The following is a 22,726-nucleotide window of genomic DNA, read 5'->3' on the forward strand; positions in this document are numbered from 1 at the left end:
CTTCAGGCGAGCGCCCGGGCAAGTAGCGTGATCGGGTGCTCGCAGCGTTTGCTGGTCGACATTTCTATCTGCCATTTACAGGTTTCGCAGTCCGTCACCACCAGGTCTACGCCACTCTCTTCTATTTGCTGGAACAGCGGGGCGCCAATTTGCTGGGAAGTCGGGTAATTTTCCTTTTTAAACCCATAGGTCCCGGCAATGCCGCAGCATTGGGAGTCCAGCATCACCAGTTCCACGCCGGGAATGCGGCGCAGCAGCTCAATGGAATAGAGCGTCCAGCCCATTTTCTCCATATGGCAAGGCGTATGATAGGCGATACGCAGCGGCGTGTTTTTTAACGGTAGCGTTCTGCCATCCTCTTCCAGCAGTTTCCAGATATAACGCGTGGCGAGTTCAATCTGCTCGCGAACCGGGGCCGTGTCGATACCAAGAATATGCGGATATTCATCGCGCAGCGTGAAGGTACAGGTTGACGAGGTCGCAATGACCGGCAGCCCGCGCTGTATGACGGCCTCTTCCAGCGAGCTGGCGTTTATCCTTGCCTGTTTCTTTGCCTTTTCGATAAAGCCGTTGGCAATAAGCGGCACGCCGCAGCATTTTTCTCTTTGCAACAGCTGGACGCCGATGCCCATCGCGTTAAGCACTTTGACCATGTCTTTGCCGAGCTGCGGATGGTTGTAGTTCACGAAGCAGCCGTGGAAGAAAGCAACCTGCTGCGGGAAGCTGGCCTGGTGCGCGGCCTGGCGCCGATACCACTGGCGAAATGTGCCGAAGGAATATTTGGGCAACTCGCGGTGGGAATCAATTTTGAGGGTTTTATCCAGCAGCTTGCGTACGGGCTTCAAACCGGTCGCGGCGTTGATCAGCGGGGCAAAAGGCGTGGAGAGCGTACCGAGTAAATCAGTATGACTGAGAACAGCATCGCGCAGCGAAGGTTTATGTTCGCCATATCTGGCCCGCGCCCGCTGGATGATATCGCCAATGTTGACTTCGGACGGGCAGGAGACTTCGCAGCGCTTGCAGTTGGTGCAGTACTTCAGCGCGTCGTCGTACAGGGAGGGATCTTTCAGGCGCAACCTTTCTCCGTCGGGCCCGGCCTGTTTTGGCCCCGGATATTCCGGGCGAACGCGGCTTACCGGGCAAGCCGTGGTGCAGACCGTGCATTTAATACAGCTTTCAAAGCTGGTTTCATCAAGCAGGTTCATGGCAAGCCTCCGCGGCAACAAGGATTTGATTGGCCACACAGAGCGCCGTGAGCATCGATACGCCGGCTCCGCATCCCTGATGAATAGGATCAAAACCCCCCAGCACCGAGCCAATAGCGTAGAGATTTTTGGTGTATTCCCCGTGATGGAACGGCTGGAAGTGGTTATTCACGGTTAGCCCAAATTGCAGCCAGGGCTGCGGCGTAAAGAAATCTGTTTTGCTCCAGGCGGCTCGCTCGGCCTCGATGTTCACGTCCAGCCCGAAGATGGGCTCGATGACATGTTGCCGGGTAGCCTCCAGCCCGCCGCTGAAAAAGCTGCCGCTGGCCAGGATGACATGCCGGGTCCGCAGCGGCACTTCACGATGATTTTTGGTGAACAGGGCATTGATACGCCCTTGTTCAAGCTGAGCGCCGGTTACGGTATCTCCGGGCATAATAAGCCCGCCCAGGGTCTGAAAACGGCGGCGGAGCGCATTGTGTAGCCTCATCCCAAGCACCGAAGGCGGCAGCGTTGGCAGGAGTTTTACCGGCACGCCGAGGGCTTGCTCAACGGCGGCTACCGTTCGTGCTTCCAGGTTCAGGCAAGCGGGCAGAATCATAGCCTCGCCGCTGCCCAGCAGCAGCCTGAGTTCATCCACCAGCGCCGGAAGATTTTCCGGCAGATCCAGCACCCGGGCGATGTTCACGGCGCGAAACTCGCTTGGGTTGTTACGTAAGACATCCAGTACGGGCAGGGTGAGCTCGGCGACGTGCGCGTTACAGCCGATGGCAGACAGTGAACCCGCCACCAGCTCTGCCTGAAAATCCAGGAAGCCAGCAATGTTAATTACCGTCACTTTTTGCCAGGGCAACGGCGCCTGCGGCACTTCCGGCGGGCTGAGCCAGCTGGCTCTTTGCTTGCCCAGCGGCGTGATTCTGAGGTGATTTTGGCCATGATGACCCACCAGCGGAATGCCAGCCCTGGCCAGCAGTTGCTCACTCTCTGCAGCGAGCGCCAGCACCCGCTCTTTGCCCATCAGGCTGTAAGGATGCTGAGGCGCTTGCTCCGCCAGGTTTTCCAGCACCGTCTCTGGCTGGTGAACGGGCGTGCCGTCCGGTAACGTTGAAAGCAAATCCAGCGAACCAGAAGAGAAGTGCAGCGCGCTTTGCCCGCGGCTGACGATGGCGCAGCGCTGGCCGCTTTCCGCCAGCTTTATGCCGGCTGTCAGCCCGGCCAGGCCGCTGCCGATGATAATCGTGTCAAATTTCATCCCTGTTCTCCGTTGTCCAGACCGCATAGTCCCTGATAAATCCAGGCGGTAAATTCGCTTTCTCTCAGTGCATTTCCCCAGGCGACAGGGCGAACGCCCTTCCAGCGTTCGTTGAGGAAGTGAGAGAGTTGATCCAGCGATTGGGCAGGCGTAGTGAGCTGGAAGCGTTGCAGGAGACCGGCCGCCCGGCAGGCGCACAGCTCGCCCTGGCAGGTGCCCATGCCCACGCGCGTTCTGCGGCGCAAATCTCCCAGGTTTTTTACGCCGAGGGCATCAATGGCATAGCGTACTTCGCCGGTGGTGACGGCTTCGCATTCGCACACCAGGCTGTTGCTGAGTCGGCTGTTATTAAGCAGCCGCGTGGCGCGGTCGCCGTGCCGCCAGACGGCGGAACCGCGAATTGTCGGTGGCAAGGAGATAACTTTCCCCAGCGTTTGTTCTGCCGTATGTTCGGAGCCCGGCAGCGACGCCGAGGCGGTGGAGCAGGGCGTGGTATTCCCTAAACGCTCGCAAACCAGGTCCGTTGCCCACTCCGCCATCAGACGATAGGTCATCAGTTTGCCGCCGGTAATGGTGATGAAGCCGTCCATGCCGTCGCGTTTCCCGTGGTCCAGCAGCACAATTCCACGGCTGACGCTGCGCCCGGTGGGATCGTTGTCGCTGGCAACCAGAGGCCTGACGCCAGCGTAGGCCCGAAGAATACGGGTTCGGCCAAGCGCCGGAGCCAGCTTTTCCCCTTCACGAATCAGCGTGTCCACTTCATCCGGTGTGACGCACATGTTGTCGATTTGGTCGTAGTCGATATGCGTGGAGGTGGTGCCAATAAGCGAAATTGTATCGCCGGGGACCAGAATATCGGCGTCTGCCGGTTTACGGCAGCGGTTGATGACCATGTTGTTGATGCGGTGCCCGAGGATCAGTAACGCCCCTTTGGCCGGGAACATTTTTACGCTTAGATCGGCGTATTCCGCGATGCGTTGCCCCCAGATGCCTGCCGCATTCACGACCATTGGCGCCCGGAACTCGCCTGCCTGTCGGGTAAGGTGGTTGAATACGCGCACGCCGCAAACGCGTGAGCCTTCACGAATCAGCCCGACGATCTCGCAGCCCGTCAGCACTTCTGCGCCGTGTTCTTTGGCATCAAGCATGTTAGCGGCGGTGAGGCGGAATGGATCGACCGTGCCATCCGGGACACGAACCGCGCCGAGAAGCGAAGGGTTGGCTGACGGCTCCAGCCGCAATGCCTCTCGGGGATCCAACGCTTCTGCGGGAATACCGGCCCGGTGGCAGGCGGCGATAAACCCGCTTTGAAACGCCAGATCATCTTCCGGCAGGGTGATAAACAGGCCATCCGTGGGCTCGATACAGTGGCGGGCAATACGCCGCAGAATGCGGTTTTCTTCGATGCACTCTTTGGCGGATTCCCCGTCGGTGACCGCATAGCGTGAGCCGCTGTGAAGCAGGCCGTGATTGCGGCCGGTGGCACCCGTTGCGATGTCGTGACGCTCAAGCAGCAGGACTTTCAGCCCACGGCGGGCACAGTCTCGCGCAATCCCGGCGCCGGTCGCTCCTCCGCCGATGATTATCACGTCCGTTTCTCTGCTCACATGGCGCTCCTTTATCCTCTTTTTAATTACCGTTATTCAGCCACAAAGAAAGTGTGGAATGTTTGATTGCGAGCAAATTCGAGCAATAAACGAAAATTATTAATGGGAATATGCACCATTTCGCCTTTTTGTAATAAAAATGTAACATTGTGTGCGATGTTTCACAGTAAATACGCGCCCAGATCACTACCATGCGCTCGCAAAAGAACATTTGGCAGGAGCCGTTTGCTCCCGCCGCAAATCCAGGCCACGGAGGCTCGTATGCTTAGTATCTTTAGACCTGCCGCGCACCAGGCGCGTTTGCCAAAGGAGCAGATAGACCCGACCTATCGCCGACTGCGCTGGCAAATCTTCATGGGTATCTTTTTTGGTTATGCCGCTTACTATCTGGTGAGGAAAAACTTTACCCTCGCGATGCCGTATCTGGTGGAGCAGGGCTTCTCCCGAGGCGATCTCGGTTTTGCACTTTCCGGGATTTCGATCGCTTACGGATTTTCGAAATTCATCATGGGCTCGGTCTCTGACCGCTCGAATCCGCGCGTATTTCTACCTGCAGGACTGATTCTTGCCGCCGCCGTGATGCTGTTTATGGGCTTTGTACCGTGGGCAACGTCCAGCATCGCGATTATGTTTGTGCTGCTGTTCGCCTGCGGTTGGTTCCAGGGCATGGGATGGCCGCCGTGCGGACGCACTATGGTACACTGGTGGTCGCAGAAGGAGCGTGGAGGCATTGTTTCCGTGTGGAACTGCGCCCATAACGTTGGCGGCGGTATTCCTCCGCTGCTGTTCCTGCTGGGGATGGCGTGGTTTAACGACTGGCATGCGGCGCTGTATATGCCCGCTTTCGCCGCCATTATTGTGGCAATCATTGCCTTCGGTTTGATGCGCGACACGCCTCAATCCTGCGGCCTGCCGCCGGTTGAAGAGTACAAAAACGACTACCCGGACGATTACAGCGAGAAAGCGGAAGAAGAGCTGACGGCTAAGCAGATCTTCATGAAGTACGTCTTCCCGAACCGTCTGCTGTGGTACATCGCCATTGCCAACGTGTTTGTCTATTTGCTGCGTTACGGCATCCTGGACTGGTCGCCAACTTACCTGAAAGAAGTAAAACACTTCGCGCTGGATAAATCCTCGTGGGCCTACTTCCTTTATGAATACGCGGGTATTCCGGGCACGCTGCTGTGCGGCTGGATGTCGGACAAGGTGTTTAAAGGTAACCGCGGCGCGACAGGCGTGTTCTTCATGGTGCTGGTGACGATTGCCACCGTGGTTTACTGGCTCAACCCGCCGGGTAATCCGGGCGTGGATATGGCCTGTATGATTGTTATCGGCTTCCTGATTTACGGCCCGGTAATGCTGATTGGCCTGCATGCGCTTGAGCTTGCACCTAAGAAAGCGGCAGGGACGGCAGCGGGCTTTACCGGCCTGTTTGGTTACCTGGGCGGCTCGGTCGCGGCCAGCGCGATTGTCGGCTACACCGTGGACTTCTTCGGCTGGGACGGCGGCTTTATCGTGATGATTGGCGGCAGTATTTTGGCCGTGCTGTTGCTGATTGTGGTGATGATTGGCGAGCGCAAACACCACGATGAAAAAATGCTGAAAAACGGCTAAGGAGAGCACCATGAAACTGATGGCAAAATCTTTACTGGCGGGCGTGGTGCTGGTGGCGACCAGCAGCGTCTTCGCCCAGACCACGGACAAAATCGTGATTGCCCACCGGGGCGCCAGCGGCTATCTGCCTGAGCATACGTTACCGGCAAAAGCGATGGCCTATGCCCAGGGCGCGGATTACCTTGAGCAAGACCTGGTGATGACCAAAGACGACAGGCTGGTGGTGCTGCATGACCACTATCTGGACAGGGTGACCGACGTCGCGAAGCGTTTCCCGGATCGGGCGCGCAAAGACGGGCGCTACTACGCCATCGACTTTACGCTGGCGGAAATCAAGTCCCTGAAGTTCACCGAGGGCTTCGATATCGTTAACGGCAAGCAGGTGCAAACTTATCCGGGGCGTTTCCCGATGGGCAAGTCCGACTTCCGGGTGCACACCTTTGAAGAAGAGATCGAGTTTGTTCAGGGGCTGAACCATTCCACCGGGAAAAACATCGGTATCTATCCTGAGATAAAAGCGCCGTGGTTCCACCATCAGGAAGGCAAAGATATCGCGGCAAAAACCCTTGAGGTACTGAAGCAGTACGGCTACACCGGCAAGCAGGATAAGGTCTATCTTCAGTGCTTTGACGCCGCCGAGCTGAAGCGCATTAAAAACGAGCTTGAGCCGAAGATGGGCATGAACCTTAACCTGGTGCAGCTTATCGCCTATACCGACTGGAATGAGACTCAGGAAAAACAGCCGGACGGCAAGTGGGTGAACTACAGTTACGACTGGATGTTTAAGCCTGGCGCGATGAAGCAAATTGCCCAGTATGCTGACGGCATTGGCCCGGACTACCATATGCTGGTGGAGAAGGCGTCAACCAAAGGGAACGTGAAGCTCACCGACATGGTGACCGAAGCACACGCCAGCAAATTGACCGTGCATCCTTATACGGTGAGGGCGGACGCGTTGCCGGACTACGTGAGCGATGTGAATCAGCTGTACGACGTGCTGTATAACCAGGCGGGCGTAGATGGGCTGTTTACCGACTTCCCGGACAAAGCCGTACGGTTTCTTAATAAGCCGTAATCGCTAATGAAAAAGGCCGCATTTGCGGCCTTTTTTACATCACTACATCTCGAGTTCGATATCTCCCCGTGCTTTGCAGCAGCAGGGAAGAATTTCACCGGGCTGGATAAACGCCAGCGGCTCGGTCAGCCACTGAACTTCCCCCGCCAGCAGCTTAGTGCGGCATGAACCGCAATAGCCTTCCCGGCACTGATACTCTACGCAGACTTTGTGTGACTCCAGCGCCGCCAGTAGCGAAGGGTGTTCTTCTTCGCTCATCAACTGCGCGCCGGTAATGCTGAGCGTAATGCGGCCCATTGTTTACAGCTGGAAGTTGCTCAGATCGTCGGTATCGACTTCCGAGTCAATCTGGCCCACCAGGTAGGAGCTGACTTCCACTTCCTGCGGCGCAACCTGGACGTTGTCGGACACCAGCCATGCGTTGATCCATGGAATCGGGTTGGAGCGAGTCTGGAACGGCAGATCAAGGCCCACGGCCTGCATGCGGATGTTGGTGATGTACTCCACATACTGGCAAAGGATGTCTTTGTTCAGGCCAATCATCGAGCCGTCGCGGAACAGGTAGTCTGCCCACTCTTTTTCCTGCTGGGCGGCCAGCACGAACAGGTCGTAGCATTCCTGGCGGCATTCAACGGCGATTTCCGCCATTTCCGGATCGTCTTCACCGCTGCGCATCAGGTTCAGCATATGCTGGGTGCCGGTCAGGTGCAGGGCTTCGTCACGGGCGATCAGCTTGATGATTTTGGCGTTACCTTCCATCAGCTCGCGCTCGGCGAAGGCGAAGGAACAGGCAAAGCTCACATAGAAGCGAATCGCTTCCAGGGCGTTAACGCTCATCAGGCAGAGGTACAACTGACGCTTCAGCGCACGCAGGTTCACGGTGACGGTTTTGCCGTTCACGTTGTGTGTGCCTTCGCCCAACAGGTGCCAGTAGCTGGTCATCTCAATCAGGTCGTCATAGTAGCCAGAGATGTCTTTGGCGCGCTTGAGGATTTCCTGGTTGGTGACGATGTCGTCAAAGACGATCGCCGGATCGTTCACGATGTTGCGGATGATGTGGGTGTAAGAACGAGAGTGAATGGTCTCGCTAAACGCCCAGGTTTCAACCCACGTTTCCAGTTCTGGAATGGAGATCAGCGGCAACAGCGCGACGTTCGGGCTGCGGCCCTGGATGGAGTCCAGCAGCGTCTGGTACTTCAGGTTGCTGATGAAGATGTGTTTCTCATGCTCCGGCAGCGCCTGGAAGTCGATGCGGTCGCGGGAGACGTCCACTTCTTCCGGGCGCCAGAAGAAGGAGAGCTGCTTTTCAATCAGCTTTTCGAAGATGTCGTATTTCTGCTGGTCGTAGCGCGCCACGTTAACCGACTGGCCAAAGAACATAGGCTCGGCGAGCTGATCGTTTTTCGTCTGTGAAAAAGTAGTGTAAGCCATGAGGTTAAATCCTGTAATACGTCGGAAAAATCCCCTCGTAAGAGGGGATTAAGCGTTAAATCTTACATGCGCCGCTTTCGCAGCCATCGTCCTGGATGGAAGGCGCCAGGTCATCCTGAGTGTCTTCCGCGCCGTCACGGGTGTTTTGATAGTACAGGGTCTTCACGCCGAATTTATAGGCGGTGAGCAGATCCTTCAGCAGCTGCTGCATTGGCACTTTGCCTGACGGGAAGCGCGTTGGGTCATAGTTGGTGTTGGCAGAGATCGACTGGTCGATAAACTTCTGCATCAGGCCAACCAGCTGCAGATAGCCATCGTTGCTCGGCATTTCCCACAGCAGCTCGTAGTTGTTTTTCAGCGCTTCATAATCCGGCACAACCTGGCGCAGGATCCCGTCTTTCGACGCTTTAATGCTGATGTGGCCGCGCGGTGGCTCGATGCCGTTGGTGGCGTTGGAGATCTGCGATGAGGTCTCAGACGGCATCAGGGCAGAAAGCGTGGAGTTGCGCAGGCCGTGAGTTTGGATGGACTCACGCAGACCTTCCCAGTCCAGATGCAGCGGTTCGTTGCTGATAGCATCCAGGTCTTTCTTGTAGGTGTCGATGGGCAGAATGCCTTTTGCGTAGGTGGTTTCGTTGAACCACGGGCAGGCACCTTGCTCTTTCGCCAGTTCGTTTGACGCTTTCAGCAGGTAGTACTGAATGGCTTCGAAAGTCTTGTGCGTCAGGTTATTTGCGCTGCCGTCGGAGTAACGCACGCCGTGCTTCGCCAGATAATAGGCAAAGTTAATCACGCCGATACCCAGGGTACGACGGCCCATTGCGCCGCGTTTTGCCGCCAGAATTGGGTAATCCTGGTAGTCGAGCAGAGCGTCCAGTGCGCGCACAGCCAGCACAGCCATCTCTTCCAGATCGTCCAGGCTTTCAATCACGCCAAGGTTGAACGCAGACAGCGTACACAGGGCGATTTCGCCGTTTTCGTCGTTGACGTCGTCCAGCGGTTTGGTCGGCAGGGCGATTTCCAGGCACAGGTTGGACTGGCGCACTGGGGCAATCGCCGGATCGAACGGGCTGTGGGTGTTGCAGTGGTCAACGTTCTGGATGTAGATACGGCCGGTGGAGGCGCGTTCCTGCATCATCAGGGAGAACAGTTCCACCGCTTTCACGCGCTGTTTACGGATGCTGTCGTCTTTCTCGTATTTGGTGTACAGGCGCTCAAACTCGTCCTGATCGGCGAAGAAAGCGTCATACAGTCCCGGCACGTCAGAGGGGCTGAACAGGGTGATCTCTTCGCCCTTCAGCAGGCGGGTATACATCAGCTTGTTGATCTGTACGCCGTAGTCCATGTGGCGCACGCGGTTACCTTCCACGCCACGGTTGTTTTTTAGCACCAGCAGGCTTTCCACTTCCAGATGCCACATCGGGTAGAACAGCGTTGCAGCCCCGCCGCGCACGCCGCCCTGGGAGCAGGACTTCACTGCCGTCTGGAAGTGCTTATAGAACGGGATACAGCCGGTGTGGAACGCTTCACCGCCGCGAATCGGGCTGCCCAGCGCACGAATGCGGCCGGCGTTGATGCCGATACCTGCGCGCTGGGAAACGTATTTCACGATCGCACTGGAGGTAGCGTTGATGGAATCCAGGCTGTCGCCGCACTCGATCAGTACGCAGGAGCTGAACTGACGGGTCGGGGTGCGCACGCCAGACATGATTGGCGTAGGCAGGGAAATCTTGAAGGTGGAAATCGCGTCGTAGAAACGTTTCACGTAGCTGAGGCGGGTTTCACGCGGGTAGCCGGAGAACAGGCAGGCGGCGACCAGAATATAGAGGAACTGCGCGCTTTCGTAGATCTCACCGGAAACGCGGTTCTGCACGAGATATTTGCCTTCGAGCTGCTTCACCGCCGCGTAAGAGAAGTTCATGTCACGCCAGTGATCGATGAAATCGTTCATCTGCTCGAACTCTTCTTCCGTGTAGTCTTCCAGCAGGTGACGATCGTATTTACCCATCTCAACCATTTTCACAACCTGATCGTAAAGCTTCGGCGGCTCAAACTGACCGTAGGCTTTTTTACGCAGGTGGAAAATTGCCAGGCGAGCGGCGAGATACTGATAATCCGGTGCGTCACGGGAGATCAGGTCAGCTGCGGCCTTGATGATGGTTTCATGAATGTCAGAGGTCTTGATGCCGTCGTAAAACTGGATATGGGAACGCAGTTCAACCTGGGAAACGGAGACGTTGTTCAGACCCTCAGCGGCCCAGTCGAGTACCCGATGAATTTTATCCAGATTGATGCGCTCTTTGCTGCCATCGCGTTTTGTAACCAGCAGACTCTGATTCATGTGAGTTTTACCTGTCCGTGAGATGAGTTTTCCCCTGATTTATACACATCCGCCAGCCTGTGACTAACTCTGTGGATAAATACTATATATAGGGGGTGGGTGACAAAATGGTCACTAGATGGTGAGTATTCTAGTAAGGAATCCGTTCAGTACAAGTATTGATTTCGTCAATAAAATGAGGTTCGGCGGAGCGCTTTTTTCGTAAGTCCACGTCACATAAGGCTTGAGGGAATTGTCAATGGGATGCAAAAAAAATGAAAATTTTGATCGGGTGCTGATTTCTTAAACTTCATCGATAATTGCGCAACGGTTCTGGCGCAATTATCGATAATCAATCCTTATACGATATGCCGATTTATGCTTCAGTATGCAGCATATAATTAACATCTACCCCTGGGCCCAGCTTGAATACGTTGGTGATTGGGTTGAAATGTAATCCGGTCATATGGCGCTCGCGCAGCGGGGTTTCATCCACCCAGCGTAAGAGTTCGGCGGGCTTGATAAACTTTTTAACATCGTGCGTGCCTTTCGGCACCATGCGCATCACATATTCAGCGCCGACGACGGCCATCAGCCAGGCTTTGCCGTTGCGGTTAATGGTAGAGAAGAAGACGTGGCCGCCGGGTTTGGCTAAACGCGCGCAGGCGTGAACCACCGATTGCGGGTCAGGCACGTGCTCCAGCATTTCCATACAGGTTACGACGTCGTACTGCCCGGCGTGTTTGCTCGCGTGTTCTTCGACCGTCTCCTGGACATAGTCCACCTTAACGCCGCTTTCCAGTGCGTGAAGGCGGGCCACCTGCAGCGGTTCAAACCCCATATCCAGGCCGGTGACGTTGGCACCTTCACGAGCCATGCTTTCCGCCAGAATACCGCCGCCGCAGCCAACGTCGAGCACGGTTTTACCGAACAGCCCACCGGCGCGCTGGTTGATATAGCCCAAACGCAGCGGGTTGATGCGGTGCAGCGGCTTAAATTCACCTTCCAGATCCCACCAGCGGGAAGCGACAGCTTCAAATTTGGCGATTTCCTCGTGGTCGACGTTCTGCGTAACCGGTTGGTTTTCAGCATTCATTACAGCGGTGACTCCTTGCAGATGTTAAGGCTGGCAGTATATCAGGCTAACGGCGTGAATAAAGCGCCGACAATTGCGTTGAGGTTTCCCCACACAGGGCTGGATGTGTTATAATTTGCGACCTTTGAATCCGGGAAAACAGTAGAGGGATAGCGGTTACATGAGCGACCTTGCCAGAGAAATTACGCCGGTCAACATTGAGGAAGAGCTAAAGAGCTCGTATCTGGATTATGCGATGTCGGTTATTGTCGGCCGCGCACTGCCAGATGTCCGCGATGGACTTAAGCCGGTACACCGTCGCGTGCTTTACGCGATGAACGTATTGGGCAATGACTGGAACAAAGCATACAAAAAATCCGCCCGTGTTGTTGGTGACGTTATCGGTAAATATCACCCTCATGGTGATACCGCGGTTTATGACACCATCGTCCGTATGGCACAGCCATTTTCCCTGCGTTACATGCTGGTCGACGGCCAGGGTAACTTCGGTTCCGTAGACGGCGACTCCGCCGCGGCGATGCGTTATACGGAAATCCGTATGTCGAAAATCGCCCACGAGCTGATGGCAGACCTGGAAAAAGAGACGGTTGATTTCGTCGATAACTACGACGGCACCGAAAAAATTCCAGACGTCATGCCAACCAAAATTCCTAACCTGCTGGTAAACGGTTCATCCGGTATCGCAGTCGGGATGGCGACGAACATTCCGCCGCACAACATTACCGAAGTGATCAACGGCTGCCTCGCCTATATTGAAGACGAGAACATCAGCGTTGAAGGGCTGATGGAACACATTCCAGGCCCGGATTTCCCGACTGCCGCTATCATTAACGGCCGCCGCGGTATTGAAGAAGCGTATCGCACCGGCCGCGGTAAAATTTATATTCGCGCCCGTGCTGAAGTAGAAGCGGACGCGAAGACCGGCCGCGAGACCATTATCGTTCACGAAATTCCGTATCAGGTGAACAAAGCTCGCCTGATCGAGAAAATCGCCGAGCTGGTGAAAGACAAACGCGTGGAAGGCATCAGCGCCCTGCGCGATGAGTCTGATAAAGACGGTATGCGTATTGTTATTGAGATTAAACGCGACGCCGTGGGCGAAGTGGTGCTCAATAACCTGTATTCCCAGACTCAGCTGCAGGTTTCCTTCGGTATCAACATGGTGGCATTGCACCATGGTCAGCCGAAGATCATGACCCTGAAAGAGATCCTGTCTGCGTTCGTGCGCCACCGCCGCGAAGTGGTGACCCGTCGTACCATCTTCGAACTGCGCAAAGCCCGCGATCGCGCGCATATCCTTGAAGGGTTGGCTATCGCCCTGGCGAATATCGACCCGATCATTGAACTTATCCGTAACTCGCCAAATGCTGCCGAAGCGAAAGCGAGCCTGGTAGCCCGTTCCTGGGACCTGGGCAACGTTTCTGCAATGCTTGAGCGTGCGGGTGATGATGCCGCACGTCCTGAGTGGCTGGAGCCAGAGTTTGGCATCCGCGACGGTAAATACTTCCTCACCGAGCAGCAGGCTCAGGCGATTCTGGATCTGCGTCTGCAGAAACTGACCGGCCTTGAGCACGAAAAACTGCTCGACGAGTATAAAGAACTGCTGGAGCAGATCGCTGAATTACTGCACATCCTGGGCAGCGCAGAGCGTCTGATGGAAGTGATTCGCGAAGAGCTGGAAGCGATGCGCGATCAGTTCGGCGACAACCGTCGCACCGAGATCACCGCCAACACCGCAGATATCAACATTGAAGATCTGATCAACCAGGAAGATGTGGTGGTCACCCTGTCTCACCAGGGCTATGTGAAGTATCAGCCGCTGACCGATTATGAAGCGCAGCGCCGCGGTGGCAAAGGCAAGTCGGCCGCCCGTATTAAAGAAGAAGACTTCATTGACCGCCTGCTGGTGGCCAACACCCACGACACGATCCTGCTGTTCTCCAGCCGTGGTCGCCTGTACTGGATGAAGGTTTATCAGCTGCCGGAAGCGAGCCGTGGCGCGCGTGGCCGTCCAATTGTGAACCTGCTGCCGCTTGAGCAGGACGAGCGTATTACCGCGATTCTGCCGGTGCGCGAGTACGCAGAAGGCATCAACGTGTTCATGGCGACCGCAAGCGGTACCGTGAAGAAAACTGCGCTGACCGACTTCAGCCGTCCGCGTTCAGCGGGCATCATCGCCGTTAACCTTAACGAGGGTGACGAGCTGATTGGCGTTGATTTAACTAACGGTAGCGACGAAGCCATGCTGTTCTCGGCGGCAGGTAAAGTGGTGCGCTTCAAAGAAGACGCCGTTCGTACCATGGGCCGTACCGCAACGGGCGTTCGCGGGATCAAGCTTGCCGGTGACGACAAAGTGGTGTCTCTGATCATTCCTCGCGGTGACGGCGCGATTCTGACCGTTACCCAGAATGGTTACGGTAAACGCACCGCTGCGGCCGAGTATCCAACCAAGTCTCGTGCAACGCAGGGCGTTATCTCTATCAAAGTCACCGAACGTAACGGCAGCGTCGTTGGGGCGGTGCAGGTGGAGGATACCGACCAGATCATGATGATCACCGATGCCGGTACGCTGGTGCGTACCCGCGTGTCTGAAGTCAGCGTGGTCGGGCGTAACACCCAGGGCGTTATTCTCATCCGTACTGCGGAAGACGAAAGCGTTGTGGGCCTGCAGCGCGTCGCCGAACCTGTGGATGACGAAGAGCTGGACAGCATCGACGGTAGCGTGGCGGAAGGGGACGATGATATCGCGCCTGAAGCGGATACCGATGATGATGTTGCCGACGAAGCGGACGAATAATCCAGAATAGTCGTAAATAAAGGGTCGCTTTGGCGGCCCTTTTTGTTTGCCGTTGCGGGACAAAGGTTTTGCGGCTACCTTAAGCGCATCTTCGTTCACTCGCTCGCGTACTTTCAGGCCCAATTTGAAATACTTCGTCTCTTTTCGCAGCACCCTTAAAATTTCGCGCTACCTGTTCAGGGCGCTGGCGCTTCTGCTCTGGCTGCTTATCGCGCTGTTTTCCGTGTTTTACATCGTCAACGCGCTGCACGATAAAGAGTCGGAGATTCGCCAGGAGTTTAACATCAGCTTTGACCAGGCCCAGCGCTACATCCAGCGCACTTCGGACGTGGTGAAAGAGCTGAAGTACATTGCTGAAAACCGTCTCACGGCGCCCAATGGCGTGCTTCCTCCGCTCGATCAAAGCGCGGATAAAACCGAGGCGCCAACGTTTATGCCGCTCTTCCCGGACTCTGACTGTTCGGCAGTGAGCGTGACCTGGCGAAGCTCGCTGCAGTCTCTCTCCTGGTTCCTGCGCTACTGGCGCGATAACTTCTCCGCGGCGTACGACCTCAACCGGGTGTTCCTGATTGGCGGCGATAATCTCTGCATGGCAGATTTTGGGCTGCGTGATATGCCGCTGGAACGGGAAAACGCGCTGAAAACGCTGCATGAACGCATCATGAAGTATCGTACCGCGCCCCAGGATGAACGGGCGAACAGCATTTACTGGATTGGGCAGGGGCCGCGCCCCGGCATTGGCTATTTCTACACGCTGACGCCGGTCTATCTGGCGAACCGCCTCCAGGCGCTGCTGGGGATTGAGCAAACGGTGCGTATGGAGAACTTCCTGACGCCGGGCACGCTGCCTATTGGCGTCACTATCCTGGATGAAAACGGGCACCCGCTGATATCGCTGACCGGCCCGGAATCGCGCATTGAACCGGAAAGTCGCTGGATTCAGGATCGCTCCTGGTTCGGCTATACCTCTGGCTTTAAGGCGCTGGTACTAAAGAAAAACCTGCCGCCGTCCTCGCTGAGCGTGATTTACTCTGTGCCTGTCGATTTGGTGCTGGAAAGCATCAGAATGCTTATCCTCAATGCGGTTTTACTCAACGTCCTGGTAGGCATTGTGCTGTTTACCCTGGCGCGAATGTATGAGCGCCGGATATTTATTCCGGCCGAGAGCGATGCCCAGCGGCTGGAGGAGCACGAGCAGTTCAACCGGAAGATCGTCGCGTCTGCACCCGTGGGTATCTGTATTTTGCGCACCCAGGACGGCACTAATATTCTGAGTAACGAACTGGCGCACAATTACCTCAATATGCTGACGCACGAGGACAGGCAGCGGCTGACGCAGATTATTTGTGGCCAGCAGGTCAACTTTGTCGATGTCATGACCAGCAACCACACCAATCTGCAGATCAGCTTTGTGCATTCGCGCTACCGCAATGAGAACGTGGCAATTTGCGTGTTGGTTGACGTCAGCGCCCGCGTGAAGATGGAGGAGTCCCTGCAGGAGATGGCTCAGGCCTCGGAGCAGGCGAGCCAGTCTAAATCTATGTTCCTCGCCACTGTCAGCCATGAACTGCGTACGCCGCTGTACGGCATCATCGGTAACCTGGATCTCCTGCAGACCAAAGAACTGCCGAAGGGCGTGGACAGGCTGGTCACGGCGATGAACAACTCATCCAGCCTGCTGCTGAAAATCATCAGCGATATTCTCGACTTCTCGAAAATCGAGTCAGAACAGTTGAAGATTGAGCCGCGTGAGTTTTCTCCGCGCGAGGTGATGAGCCACATTACCGCTAACTATCTGCCGCTGGTGGTTCGCAAGCAGCTGGGGCTGTACTGCTTTATCGACGATGATGTACCGCTCACGCTGCAGGGTGACCCTATGCGCTTGCAGCAGGTTATCTCCAACTTACTGAGTAATGCGATTAAGTTCACCGATATTGGCTGTATTATCCTGCATGTTTCTATCAACGGTGATTACCTGAGCTTCCGGGTGCGCGACACCGGGGTAGGGATCCCGACCAAAGAAGTGACCCGACTTTTTGACCCGTTCTTCCAGGTGGGGACCGGCGTGCAGCGTAATTTCCAGGGAACCGGGCTGGGGCTGGCGATTTGCGAAAAGCTAATCAGCATGATGGATGGCGATATTTCGGTGGATACCGAGTCGGGAATGGGCAGCCAGTTTACGGTGCGTATCCCGCTGTATAAAGCGCAGTTTGCGCCGAAGAATAATGTTGAAGGGCTGGCGGACAAGCGCTGCTGGCTGGCTATTCGCAATGATTATCTCAGTAGCTACCTGGAATCTTTGCTGATCAAAAACGGGCTACAGGCGCAGTCCTGGTCGGGTGAAACGCCGGGCAGCGACGATATTCTGATTACCGATGATAATCTGGTGGCGCCGTGGGGCGGCCGGGCGGCAATTGTCTTCTGCCGCCGCCATATAGGTATTCCCGTTGAATTTGAACCTGGTCGTTGGGTGCACAGCGTCGCAGCGCCGCACGAGTTGCTGCCGCTGCTGGGGCGGATTTACAGCATTACTGTGGATGTGCCTGGCAGTTCTCCGGCGCTGACGGCGGCCAGTGAGATAAGCGAGCGAAACGATGACATGATGATCCTGGTGGTGGATGACCATCCGATCAACCGTCGCTTGCTGGCCGATCAGCTCGGATCGCTTGGCTATCAGTGCAAAACGGCGAATGACGGGATCGATGCGCTGAACGTGCTCAGCAAAAATCATATCGATATCGTACTCAGTGACGTCAACATGCCGAACATGGACGGCTATCGCCTGACGCAGCGCATTCGCCAACTGGGGCTGACGCTGCCGGTCATCGGCGTGACGGCAAACGCGCTGGCGGAAGAGAAGCAGCGCTGTCTGGAATCCGGTATGGACAGCTGCTTGTCTAAACCGGTCACGCTGGATGTGATTAAACAGACGCTGGCGGTTTATGCTGCCCGAGTGCGAAGTACACGCGATGCCTCGTAAACTAAGCTCATAAAAAAGCCCCGCATTTTCATGCGGGGCTTTTTCTTGGTGGCCGTGGCGGAGATTACTCTTTGTCCGCCGGCGTCAGGCTCACTGAGGAAAGGTAATTCAGCAGGGCAATGTCGTTCTCGACGCCCAGCTTCATCATCGCTGATTTCTTTTGGCTACTGATAGTTTTGATGCTGCGGTTCAGCTTACGGGCTATCTCGGTCACCAGGAAACCTTCGGCGAACAGGCGCAGAACTTCGCTTTCTTTCGGCGACAGGCGCTTATCGCCATAGCCACCTGCGCTGATTTTTTCCAGCAGGCGGGAAACGCTCTCAGGGGTGAATTTCTTGCCCTTCTGCAACGCGGCGAGCGCTTTTGGCAGATCGGTTGGCGCACCCTGTTTCAGCACAATCCCCTCAATGTCGAGATCCAACACCGCGCTTAGGATTGCCGGGTTGTTGTTCATGGTTAGCACGATGATCGACAGGTTAGGGAAGTGGCGCTTGATGTATTTGATCAGTGTGATGCCGTCGCCATATTTATCGCCTGGCATGGACAGATCGGTTATCAGTACGTTGGCTTCGAGCTTTGGTAAATTATTGATCAGTGCCGTGGAGTCTTCGAATTCACCGACAACATTCACCCATTCGATCTGCTCAAGAGATTTGCGAATGCCGAACAGAACAATCGGATGGTCGTCAGCAATAATTACGTTCATGTTGTTCATGTAATAGGCTACCTTGCTACAGCAGACTTTTGACGTAAGCATCAATGTCGCTGATATATTTTTGTATGTTTGAAGCATCACTTTCACGAATGTGGTGCTCCAACGTTTCACATAACTGTTTGCCGGGCACCAGATTCAGCATCGCAAACACGCCCTTCAGGCGGTGCGCAGTCTGCGCCAGAGCGGCAAAGTCGCCCGCTGCAGATTCAGTATACAGTCTGGTGACATCTTCCGGTACCGTGTCGACAAACAGCGCGTAATAACCGCTGGCGTGCAGCTGAGCGTTTTCGTCGCCGCCCAGAGGCGAATCGGGTGTGTCTTCCTCCGCCAGTTGGTTTTCAATCAGCTGCAGAACGGCGTCCTGCATCGCGTTGCTGATATTAAAGTTTACCCGGAACTGGCCAGGTGCAATCTTCCGCATCCCGTTTTCATCATCGCTTAAAAGCAAGCCCGAAGCAGTAAGATTAGACGGATTATCAGTGAGGAAGATATCAAAGTCTTGACTCGCGAGTCTTTCGTCCGGGGAAATGCAGTTCGCGCCCCAGTTTTCCAGCATGCGGGTCACAATCGTTCGGACCTCGTTGGAGGTGATATCCAGCATCGCCACAACGTCATCCAGCAGTCTCTCATCCCGCGAATCTGCCTGTGACTCTGCGGCCATCCTGATATGTAAATTATAGCGTGTGCCGATGTCCGGGCGCGTTTTGATGTTCAGATGCCCGCCGAGCTTACGAGCAAGGCGATCGCAAAGGTAGAAAGCCAGCCCGTTGGCCTGCCCATAGCGGTCTTCGCTGGTTTCGTTGAGGAACGGGAAGTGCAGGTTATCAATTTCACCGCCGCCGATACCGTTACCGGTATCCAGGACGCGGAACAAGAGGCGATCTGGCCCGGCTTCCTCCTCGCTAATATCAAGCGTGATCTTGCCAATCTGCGTAGTGGTCACGGAATAGTGCAGCAGCAGCTCAAGGATTTTGCGCAGCACGTCTTTGTCGCCGTGGCGTTTTTCATCGGCCGGCAGGTTATTGTTGATGAGCAGCTGCAGCCCTTTACGCTTGATAATCGGCAGCATCGACAGGGCAACTTCATCAATCAGGGACTGAATAGAAAACTCGCTGACGCTGGTTTTCCAGCTGTCGGCTTCCAGCATGTTGAGGAGCTGGATCTCGTCGACCAGACGGACAATGATCTGGGCATCATTTGCCAGCTGCAGATGTTTGCTGTCGTTAATTTCTGCGGCATGTTCCGCCAGTTGCTTAACCGGAAGCTGCAGGGCTTCGCCGATATGCTGCATGAAGGCGGCCCGGCCCTGCTGGTTTTTCTCATACAGACGCTGGGCCTGTTTGAGTTTTTTGTTCACCAGAATTTCGCGATCCTGATCGCGGATCACAAAAATCTGCGTGCGCGGGGCTATCTGGCTGCGGAACTGGCGAATCTCATACAGCTCGTTGTTGACCGTGGCCTGAATGACCCCCTGATGCTGGTCCGCCATCGAAATAATATTTTGCAAATTCAGGTGGGGGAGCAGGTGATCGGCAATTTTATTGCTGATCACGGTACGGTTCGCGTCGAGGTCGTGAACCAGCAGGCCAAGGGGCAGGATCGCGACGATCTCTTCATTTAGCGCACGCAGTATTTGCAGCTCGGCATTCCCCGAATTGCTTTCCGCCTGCCGCTGAGGCTGCTGGCGGAAGGTTGCAAAGCCAAAAACGGCCAGACCGAGCAGCGCTATGTTCAGCAACAGCGGCAGAAGAATATTTTGCAGCGTGTCCATCATCAGCGTCCCAAACGGAACTTGCCACACCAGCTGGAGCTGCGTCGTCGCTACCGGAGCCGTAATTTCAATTCGTGCACTATTAAAGTTAATGCTGACGCTGTCCGGATCGTCTTTATCCGTTGAAGTTGTCGCGGCTGTCCGCTGGCGTTCGTCAGGATCCAACTGGAAGCTGTCCAGGGACATAGTGGGCGGGATAAGATCGTTAATCGGCAGATCGAATGCGACCACGGTTGCCAGATGCCCAGGCTGGTTAAAGGTGGTTCTCAGCGTGAAATAATGACCGTTCTGCCAGTTAAGTTTGCGCAGAGGCGAGAAGCTTTCCCGCTCATCGAGGGCATTAGCCTGCTGCAGCATCTCCGCGCGGCGTGAATCCACGATGGTGCCGACGCCGGAGTCTTTGAAACCAGATGACAGGTCCTTGAGCGGCAGCGTTGAGACCAGAATCATGCTGTTGTCCTGGCCGTTAAGGTAGTACATCGACCAGGGGCTACTTTCCGCTCCCCACAGCGTGTCCAGGTAGCCGGATATCCGCTGCGTCATTTCCAGCGTGGAGCTGTCATGGGAGCCAAAAATCAGCGCCTCGGTTTTGCTTCGCGGTTTATCGAGGTAATAGACGTCCTGACGCAGCCGGGTTTCCTGGAGATTTTCGCCAGAGGCTGCCGGGGCAGTCGCGATATTGTCATAGATTTGCCACGTAGCGTAACGGTAGGTCTCTACACGTTTATGCAAAGCATGGGTGATATCGACAATCTGGTAGCTTTTGTCCTTTAGCCAGGCATTAACGGCGCTTTGCACCAGGACGCCCATCGAGACGAGCAGAACGACGATCAGCAGCAAAAAGAAGCGGGTAATGTTGCCGGGGAACAGTGAAAACTTATTTAGCGACGTATTTTCAGACTGGCTCATTGTATGTATGCAACCCGGCGAAGCCTCGCCAATCCTGGATGATAGGTAGCCCAACTGCTTGAGTGAGCCGTTTCGCCTTAGCGGTTTAGCGCTTGCAGATGCTAAGAATACCTTTATATGGCGGTGTCGTCAGCAATCTGACGCAGTATAAGGTGTTCTCTGTTTTTTTTCAGGTGACTGATTATTAGGAAAAATCCTTAAATAATAATTTACCTTAAGTCTTGTTGGTAATTTGTACAGCTGGGCGAGATTTGTACAAATATTCGCTGAGGGTATGTTGGGCGTGGGAAATAGAATTGTTTAAGAAAAATCCGCATTCTGTATGAAATATGGAGAAAAAAAGCAGGCTGATTAATTAACAGACGTTATAAATTGCATAGCTAGCACACAGATATTAAATTTGTGTAAAGATGAGTAAAAAAAACCGGATGCAAGCATCCGGTACTAATAGGGGTAAACGGACATTCAGATTCGAATGACGGTAATAAATAAAGTTAATGATGATAGCGATAATGATTCTATCGCCTAAGTTAATAAAAAAATTATCATTGAGTGCTACTTTTTTATTTTAGATATAACTTATTGATTTAATTGTGTTGTTATTATTTTTTGATTATTAATGCTTATATTTTTAGCTATTCGTGCTAAAAAAAGTTCCCTCTAATTTACATTTTGATACATCTATATTGATAAATGAAACATCTATATAGTTTTCGTATCATATTCTCGTTGGATTATTCAGTATTTGTTTTGGACAATGAATTTGCCGACTGATTAGAGGGTTAATCAGTAAGCAGTGGTAAATAAAATAAGGCATATAACAGAGGGTTAATAAGATGAAAGTTAAAGCACTGTCCCTTCTGGTACCGGCTCTGCTGGTAGCAGGCGCTGCAAATGCAGCCGAAATTTACAACAAAGACGGCAATAAATTAGACCTGTACGGTAAAGTTGATGGTCTGCACTATTTCTCCAACGATAAAACCGCTGATGGCGACCAGACCTACGTTCGCTTTGGCTTCAAGGGCGAAACCCAGATCAACGACCAGCTGACCGGTTACGGCCAGTGGGAATACAACGTTCAGGCGAACAACACTGAAAACTCCAGCAACCAATCCTGGACTCGTCTGGGCTTTGCTGGTCTGAAGTTCGGTGACGCAGGTTCTTTCGACTACGGTCGTAACTACGGCGTTGTTTACGATGTCACTTCCTGGACCGACGTTCTGCCAGAATTCGGTGGCGATACCTACGGTTCTGATAACTTCATGCAGTCTCGTGCTAACGGCGTGGCAACCTACCGTAACACTGACTTCTTCGGTCTGGTTGATGGCCTGAACTTTGCTCTGCAGTATCAGGGTAAAAACGGCAGCGCCAGCGGCGAAGGTCAAACCAACAACGGTCGTGACTTCCAGCGTCAGAATGGTGACGGCTTCGGTGGTTCTGTAACTTACGCCCTGGGTGAAGGTTTCAGCGTTGGTTCAGCGATCTCCAGCTCTAAACGTACTACCGCTCAGAATGCTGCTGGCGTACTGGGTCACGGTGACGATGCAACCACCTACACCGGTGGCCTGAAATACGACGCGAACAACATCTACCTGGCTACTCAGTACACCCAGACCTACAACGCAACCCGCGCTGGCAGCCTGGGCTTTGCTAACAAAGCACAGAACTTCGAAGTTGTAGCTCAGTACCAGTTCGACTTCGGTCTGCGTCCATCCGTGGCTTACCTGCAGTCTAAAGGCAAAGACCTGGAAAACGGCTACGGCGACCAGGACCTGCTGAAATATGTTGATGTGGGCGCGACCTACTACTTCAACAAAAATATGTCCACCTACGTTGACTACAAAATCAACCTGTTGGACAAAAATACCTTCACTCAGAATGCGGGCATCGGTACCGACGACGTTGTGGGTGTAGGCCTGGTTTACCAGTTCTAATTTAGCTCAAGCTAACAAAG

Annotated in this window: 14 protein-coding genes; 5 read left to right on the forward strand and 9 right to left on the reverse strand. The window is 54.5% G+C overall.

Features of this window, described 5'->3' with window-relative positions:
* Positions 1-2: 2 nt before the first annotated feature.
* Genes glpC through glpA form a run of 3 tightly spaced genes read right to left on the reverse strand, consistent with a single transcriptional unit; the run spans position 3 to position 4,064 of the window.
* Positions 3-1,205 carry an anaerobic glycerol-3-phosphate dehydrogenase subunit GlpC gene (glpC, locus tag A936_RS16660; protein WP_008459827.1) on the reverse strand — a complete coding sequence of 401 codons (1,203 nt, stop codon included), beginning with the start codon at positions 1,203-1,205 and terminating at the stop codon, positions 3-5.
* Positions 1,192-2,457: a glycerol-3-phosphate dehydrogenase subunit GlpB gene (gene glpB, locus A936_RS16665; RefSeq protein WP_008459829.1), complete on the reverse strand. Its 1,266-nt coding sequence runs from the start codon at positions 2,455-2,457 to the stop codon at positions 1,192-1,194. The genes glpC and glpB overlap by 14 nt, the downstream gene beginning before the upstream one ends.
* On the reverse strand, positions 2,454-4,064 hold the full coding sequence (gene glpA, locus A936_RS16670; protein ID WP_008459832.1) for an anaerobic glycerol-3-phosphate dehydrogenase subunit A: 1,611 nt from the start codon (positions 4,062-4,064) through the stop codon (positions 2,454-2,456). The genes glpB and glpA overlap by 4 nt, the downstream gene beginning before the upstream one ends.
* Positions 4,065-4,325: 261 nt before the next feature.
* Here glpA and glpT point away from each other — a divergent pair, with 261 nt between their 5' ends.
* Together glpT and glpQ are read left to right on the forward strand one after the other, a co-directional pair.
* Entirely contained in the window at positions 4,326-5,678 is a 1,353-nt protein-coding gene (gene glpT, locus A936_RS16675) for a glycerol-3-phosphate transporter (protein ID WP_008459836.1), read from the forward strand.
* Between the two features lie 10 nt (positions 5,679-5,688).
* Positions 5,689-6,753, forward strand: a complete 1,065-nt coding sequence (gene glpQ / locus A936_RS16680; RefSeq protein WP_008459837.1) for a glycerophosphodiester phosphodiesterase — start codon at positions 5,689-5,691, stop codon at positions 6,751-6,753.
* 42 nt (positions 6,754-6,795) lie between these two features.
* Here the strand turns inward: glpQ and yfaE are convergent, their stop codons facing one another.
* The 4 genes from yfaE to ubiG all read right to left on the reverse strand — a co-directional run bounded on the left by yfaE (position 6,796) and on the right by ubiG (position 11,600).
* The gene (yfaE, locus tag A936_RS16685) at positions 6,796-7,050 is read right to left on the reverse strand and encodes a class I ribonucleotide reductase maintenance protein YfaE (protein ID WP_008459838.1); all 255 of its coding nucleotides are present in this window, start codon (positions 7,048-7,050) and stop codon (positions 6,796-6,798) included.
* A 3-nt stretch (positions 7,051-7,053) separates the two neighbouring features.
* Complete coding sequence (gene nrdB, locus A936_RS16690; RefSeq protein WP_008459840.1) at positions 7,054-8,184, reverse strand: class Ia ribonucleoside-diphosphate reductase subunit beta; 1,131 nt, start codon at positions 8,182-8,184, stop codon at positions 7,054-7,056.
* Positions 8,185-8,239: 55 nt separating this feature from the next.
* Positions 8,240-10,525, reverse strand: coding sequence for a class 1a ribonucleoside-diphosphate reductase subunit alpha (nrdA, locus tag A936_RS16695; protein ID WP_008459842.1), 2,286 nt, complete (start codon positions 10,523-10,525; stop codon positions 8,240-8,242).
* Positions 10,526-10,880: 355 nt separating this feature from the next.
* On the reverse strand, positions 10,881-11,600 hold the full coding sequence (ubiG, locus tag A936_RS16700) for a bifunctional 2-polyprenyl-6-hydroxyphenol methylase/3-demethylubiquinol 3-O-methyltransferase UbiG (RefSeq protein ID WP_008459844.1): 720 nt from the start codon (positions 11,598-11,600) through the stop codon (positions 10,881-10,883).
* Positions 11,601-11,760: 160 nt separating this feature from the next.
* On the opposite strand from ubiG, the gene gyrA reads away from it, so the two are divergent.
* Both gyrA and rcsC read left to right on the forward strand, forming a co-directional pair.
* The gene (gyrA, locus tag A936_RS16705) at positions 11,761-14,397 is read left to right on the forward strand and encodes a DNA topoisomerase (ATP-hydrolyzing) subunit A (RefSeq protein WP_008459847.1); all 2,637 of its coding nucleotides are present in this window, start codon (positions 11,761-11,763) and stop codon (positions 14,395-14,397) included.
* 124 nt (positions 14,398-14,521) lie between these two features.
* Positions 14,522-17,377 carry a two-component system sensor histidine kinase RcsC gene (gene rcsC, locus A936_RS16710; protein WP_008459848.1) on the forward strand — a complete coding sequence of 952 codons (2,856 nt, stop codon included), beginning with the start codon at positions 14,522-14,524 and terminating at the stop codon, positions 17,375-17,377.
* A gap of 64 nt (positions 17,378-17,441) precedes the next feature.
* On the opposite strand, the gene rcsB is transcribed toward rcsC, so the two are convergent.
* Both rcsB and rcsD read right to left on the reverse strand, forming a co-directional pair.
* Positions 17,442-18,092, reverse strand: coding sequence for a response regulator transcription factor RcsB (gene rcsB / locus A936_RS16715; protein ID WP_008459849.1), 651 nt, complete (start codon positions 18,090-18,092; stop codon positions 17,442-17,444).
* A gap of 16 nt (positions 18,093-18,108) precedes the next feature.
* Positions 18,109-20,772 carry a phosphotransferase RcsD gene (gene rcsD, locus A936_RS16720; protein WP_008459850.1) on the reverse strand — a complete coding sequence of 888 codons (2,664 nt, stop codon included), beginning with the start codon at positions 20,770-20,772 and terminating at the stop codon, positions 18,109-18,111.
* Between the two features lie 836 nt (positions 20,773-21,608).
* Between rcsD and A936_RS16725 the strand changes: the two genes are divergently transcribed.
* Positions 21,609-22,706 (forward strand): porin OmpC, encoded by a 1,098-nt coding sequence (locus tag A936_RS16725; protein WP_008459851.1) that lies wholly within the window; start codon positions 21,609-21,611, stop codon positions 22,704-22,706.
* Positions 22,707-22,726 lie beyond the last annotated feature (20 nt).

The sequence above is a fragment of the Enterobacter sp. Ag1 genome, assembly GCA_000277545.1.
Lineage (GTDB): Bacteria > Pseudomonadota > Gammaproteobacteria > Enterobacterales > Enterobacteriaceae > Cedecea.

Excerpts from the sequence above, each read along its gene's own strand:
- glpQ (WP_008459837.1), top strand. The coding sequence starts at position 5,689 with ATGAAACTGATGGCAAAATCTTTACTGGCGGGCGTGGTGCTGGTGGCG.
- yfaE (WP_008459838.1), bottom strand. The coding sequence starts at position 7,050 with ATGGGCCGCATTACGCTCAGCATTACCGGCGCGCAGTTGATGAGCGAA.
- glpB (WP_008459829.1), bottom strand. The coding sequence starts at position 2,457 with ATGAAATTTGACACGATTATCATCGGCAGCGGCCTGGCCGGGCTGACA.
- ubiG (WP_008459844.1), bottom strand. The coding sequence starts at position 11,600 with ATGAATGCTGAAAACCAACCGGTTACGCAGAACGTCGACCACGAGGAA.
- gyrA (WP_008459847.1), top strand. The coding sequence starts at position 11,761 with ATGAGCGACCTTGCCAGAGAAATTACGCCGGTCAACATTGAGGAAGAG.
- rcsB (WP_008459849.1), bottom strand. The coding sequence starts at position 18,092 with ATGAACAACATGAACGTAATTATTGCTGACGACCATCCGATTGTTCTG.
- A936_RS16725 (WP_008459851.1), top strand. The coding sequence starts at position 21,609 with ATGAAAGTTAAAGCACTGTCCCTTCTGGTACCGGCTCTGCTGGTAGCA.
- rcsD (WP_008459850.1), bottom strand. The coding sequence starts at position 20,772 with ATGAGCCAGTCTGAAAATACGTCGCTAAATAAGTTTTCACTGTTCCCC.
- nrdB (WP_008459840.1), bottom strand. The coding sequence starts at position 8,184 with ATGGCTTACACTACTTTTTCACAGACGAAAAACGATCAGCTCGCCGAG.
- nrdA (WP_008459842.1), bottom strand. The coding sequence starts at position 10,525 with ATGAATCAGAGTCTGCTGGTTACAAAACGCGATGGCAGCAAAGAGCGC.
- glpC (WP_008459827.1), bottom strand. The coding sequence starts at position 1,205 with ATGAACCTGCTTGATGAAACCAGCTTTGAAAGCTGTATTAAATGCACG.
- glpT (WP_008459836.1), top strand. The coding sequence starts at position 4,326 with ATGCTTAGTATCTTTAGACCTGCCGCGCACCAGGCGCGTTTGCCAAAG.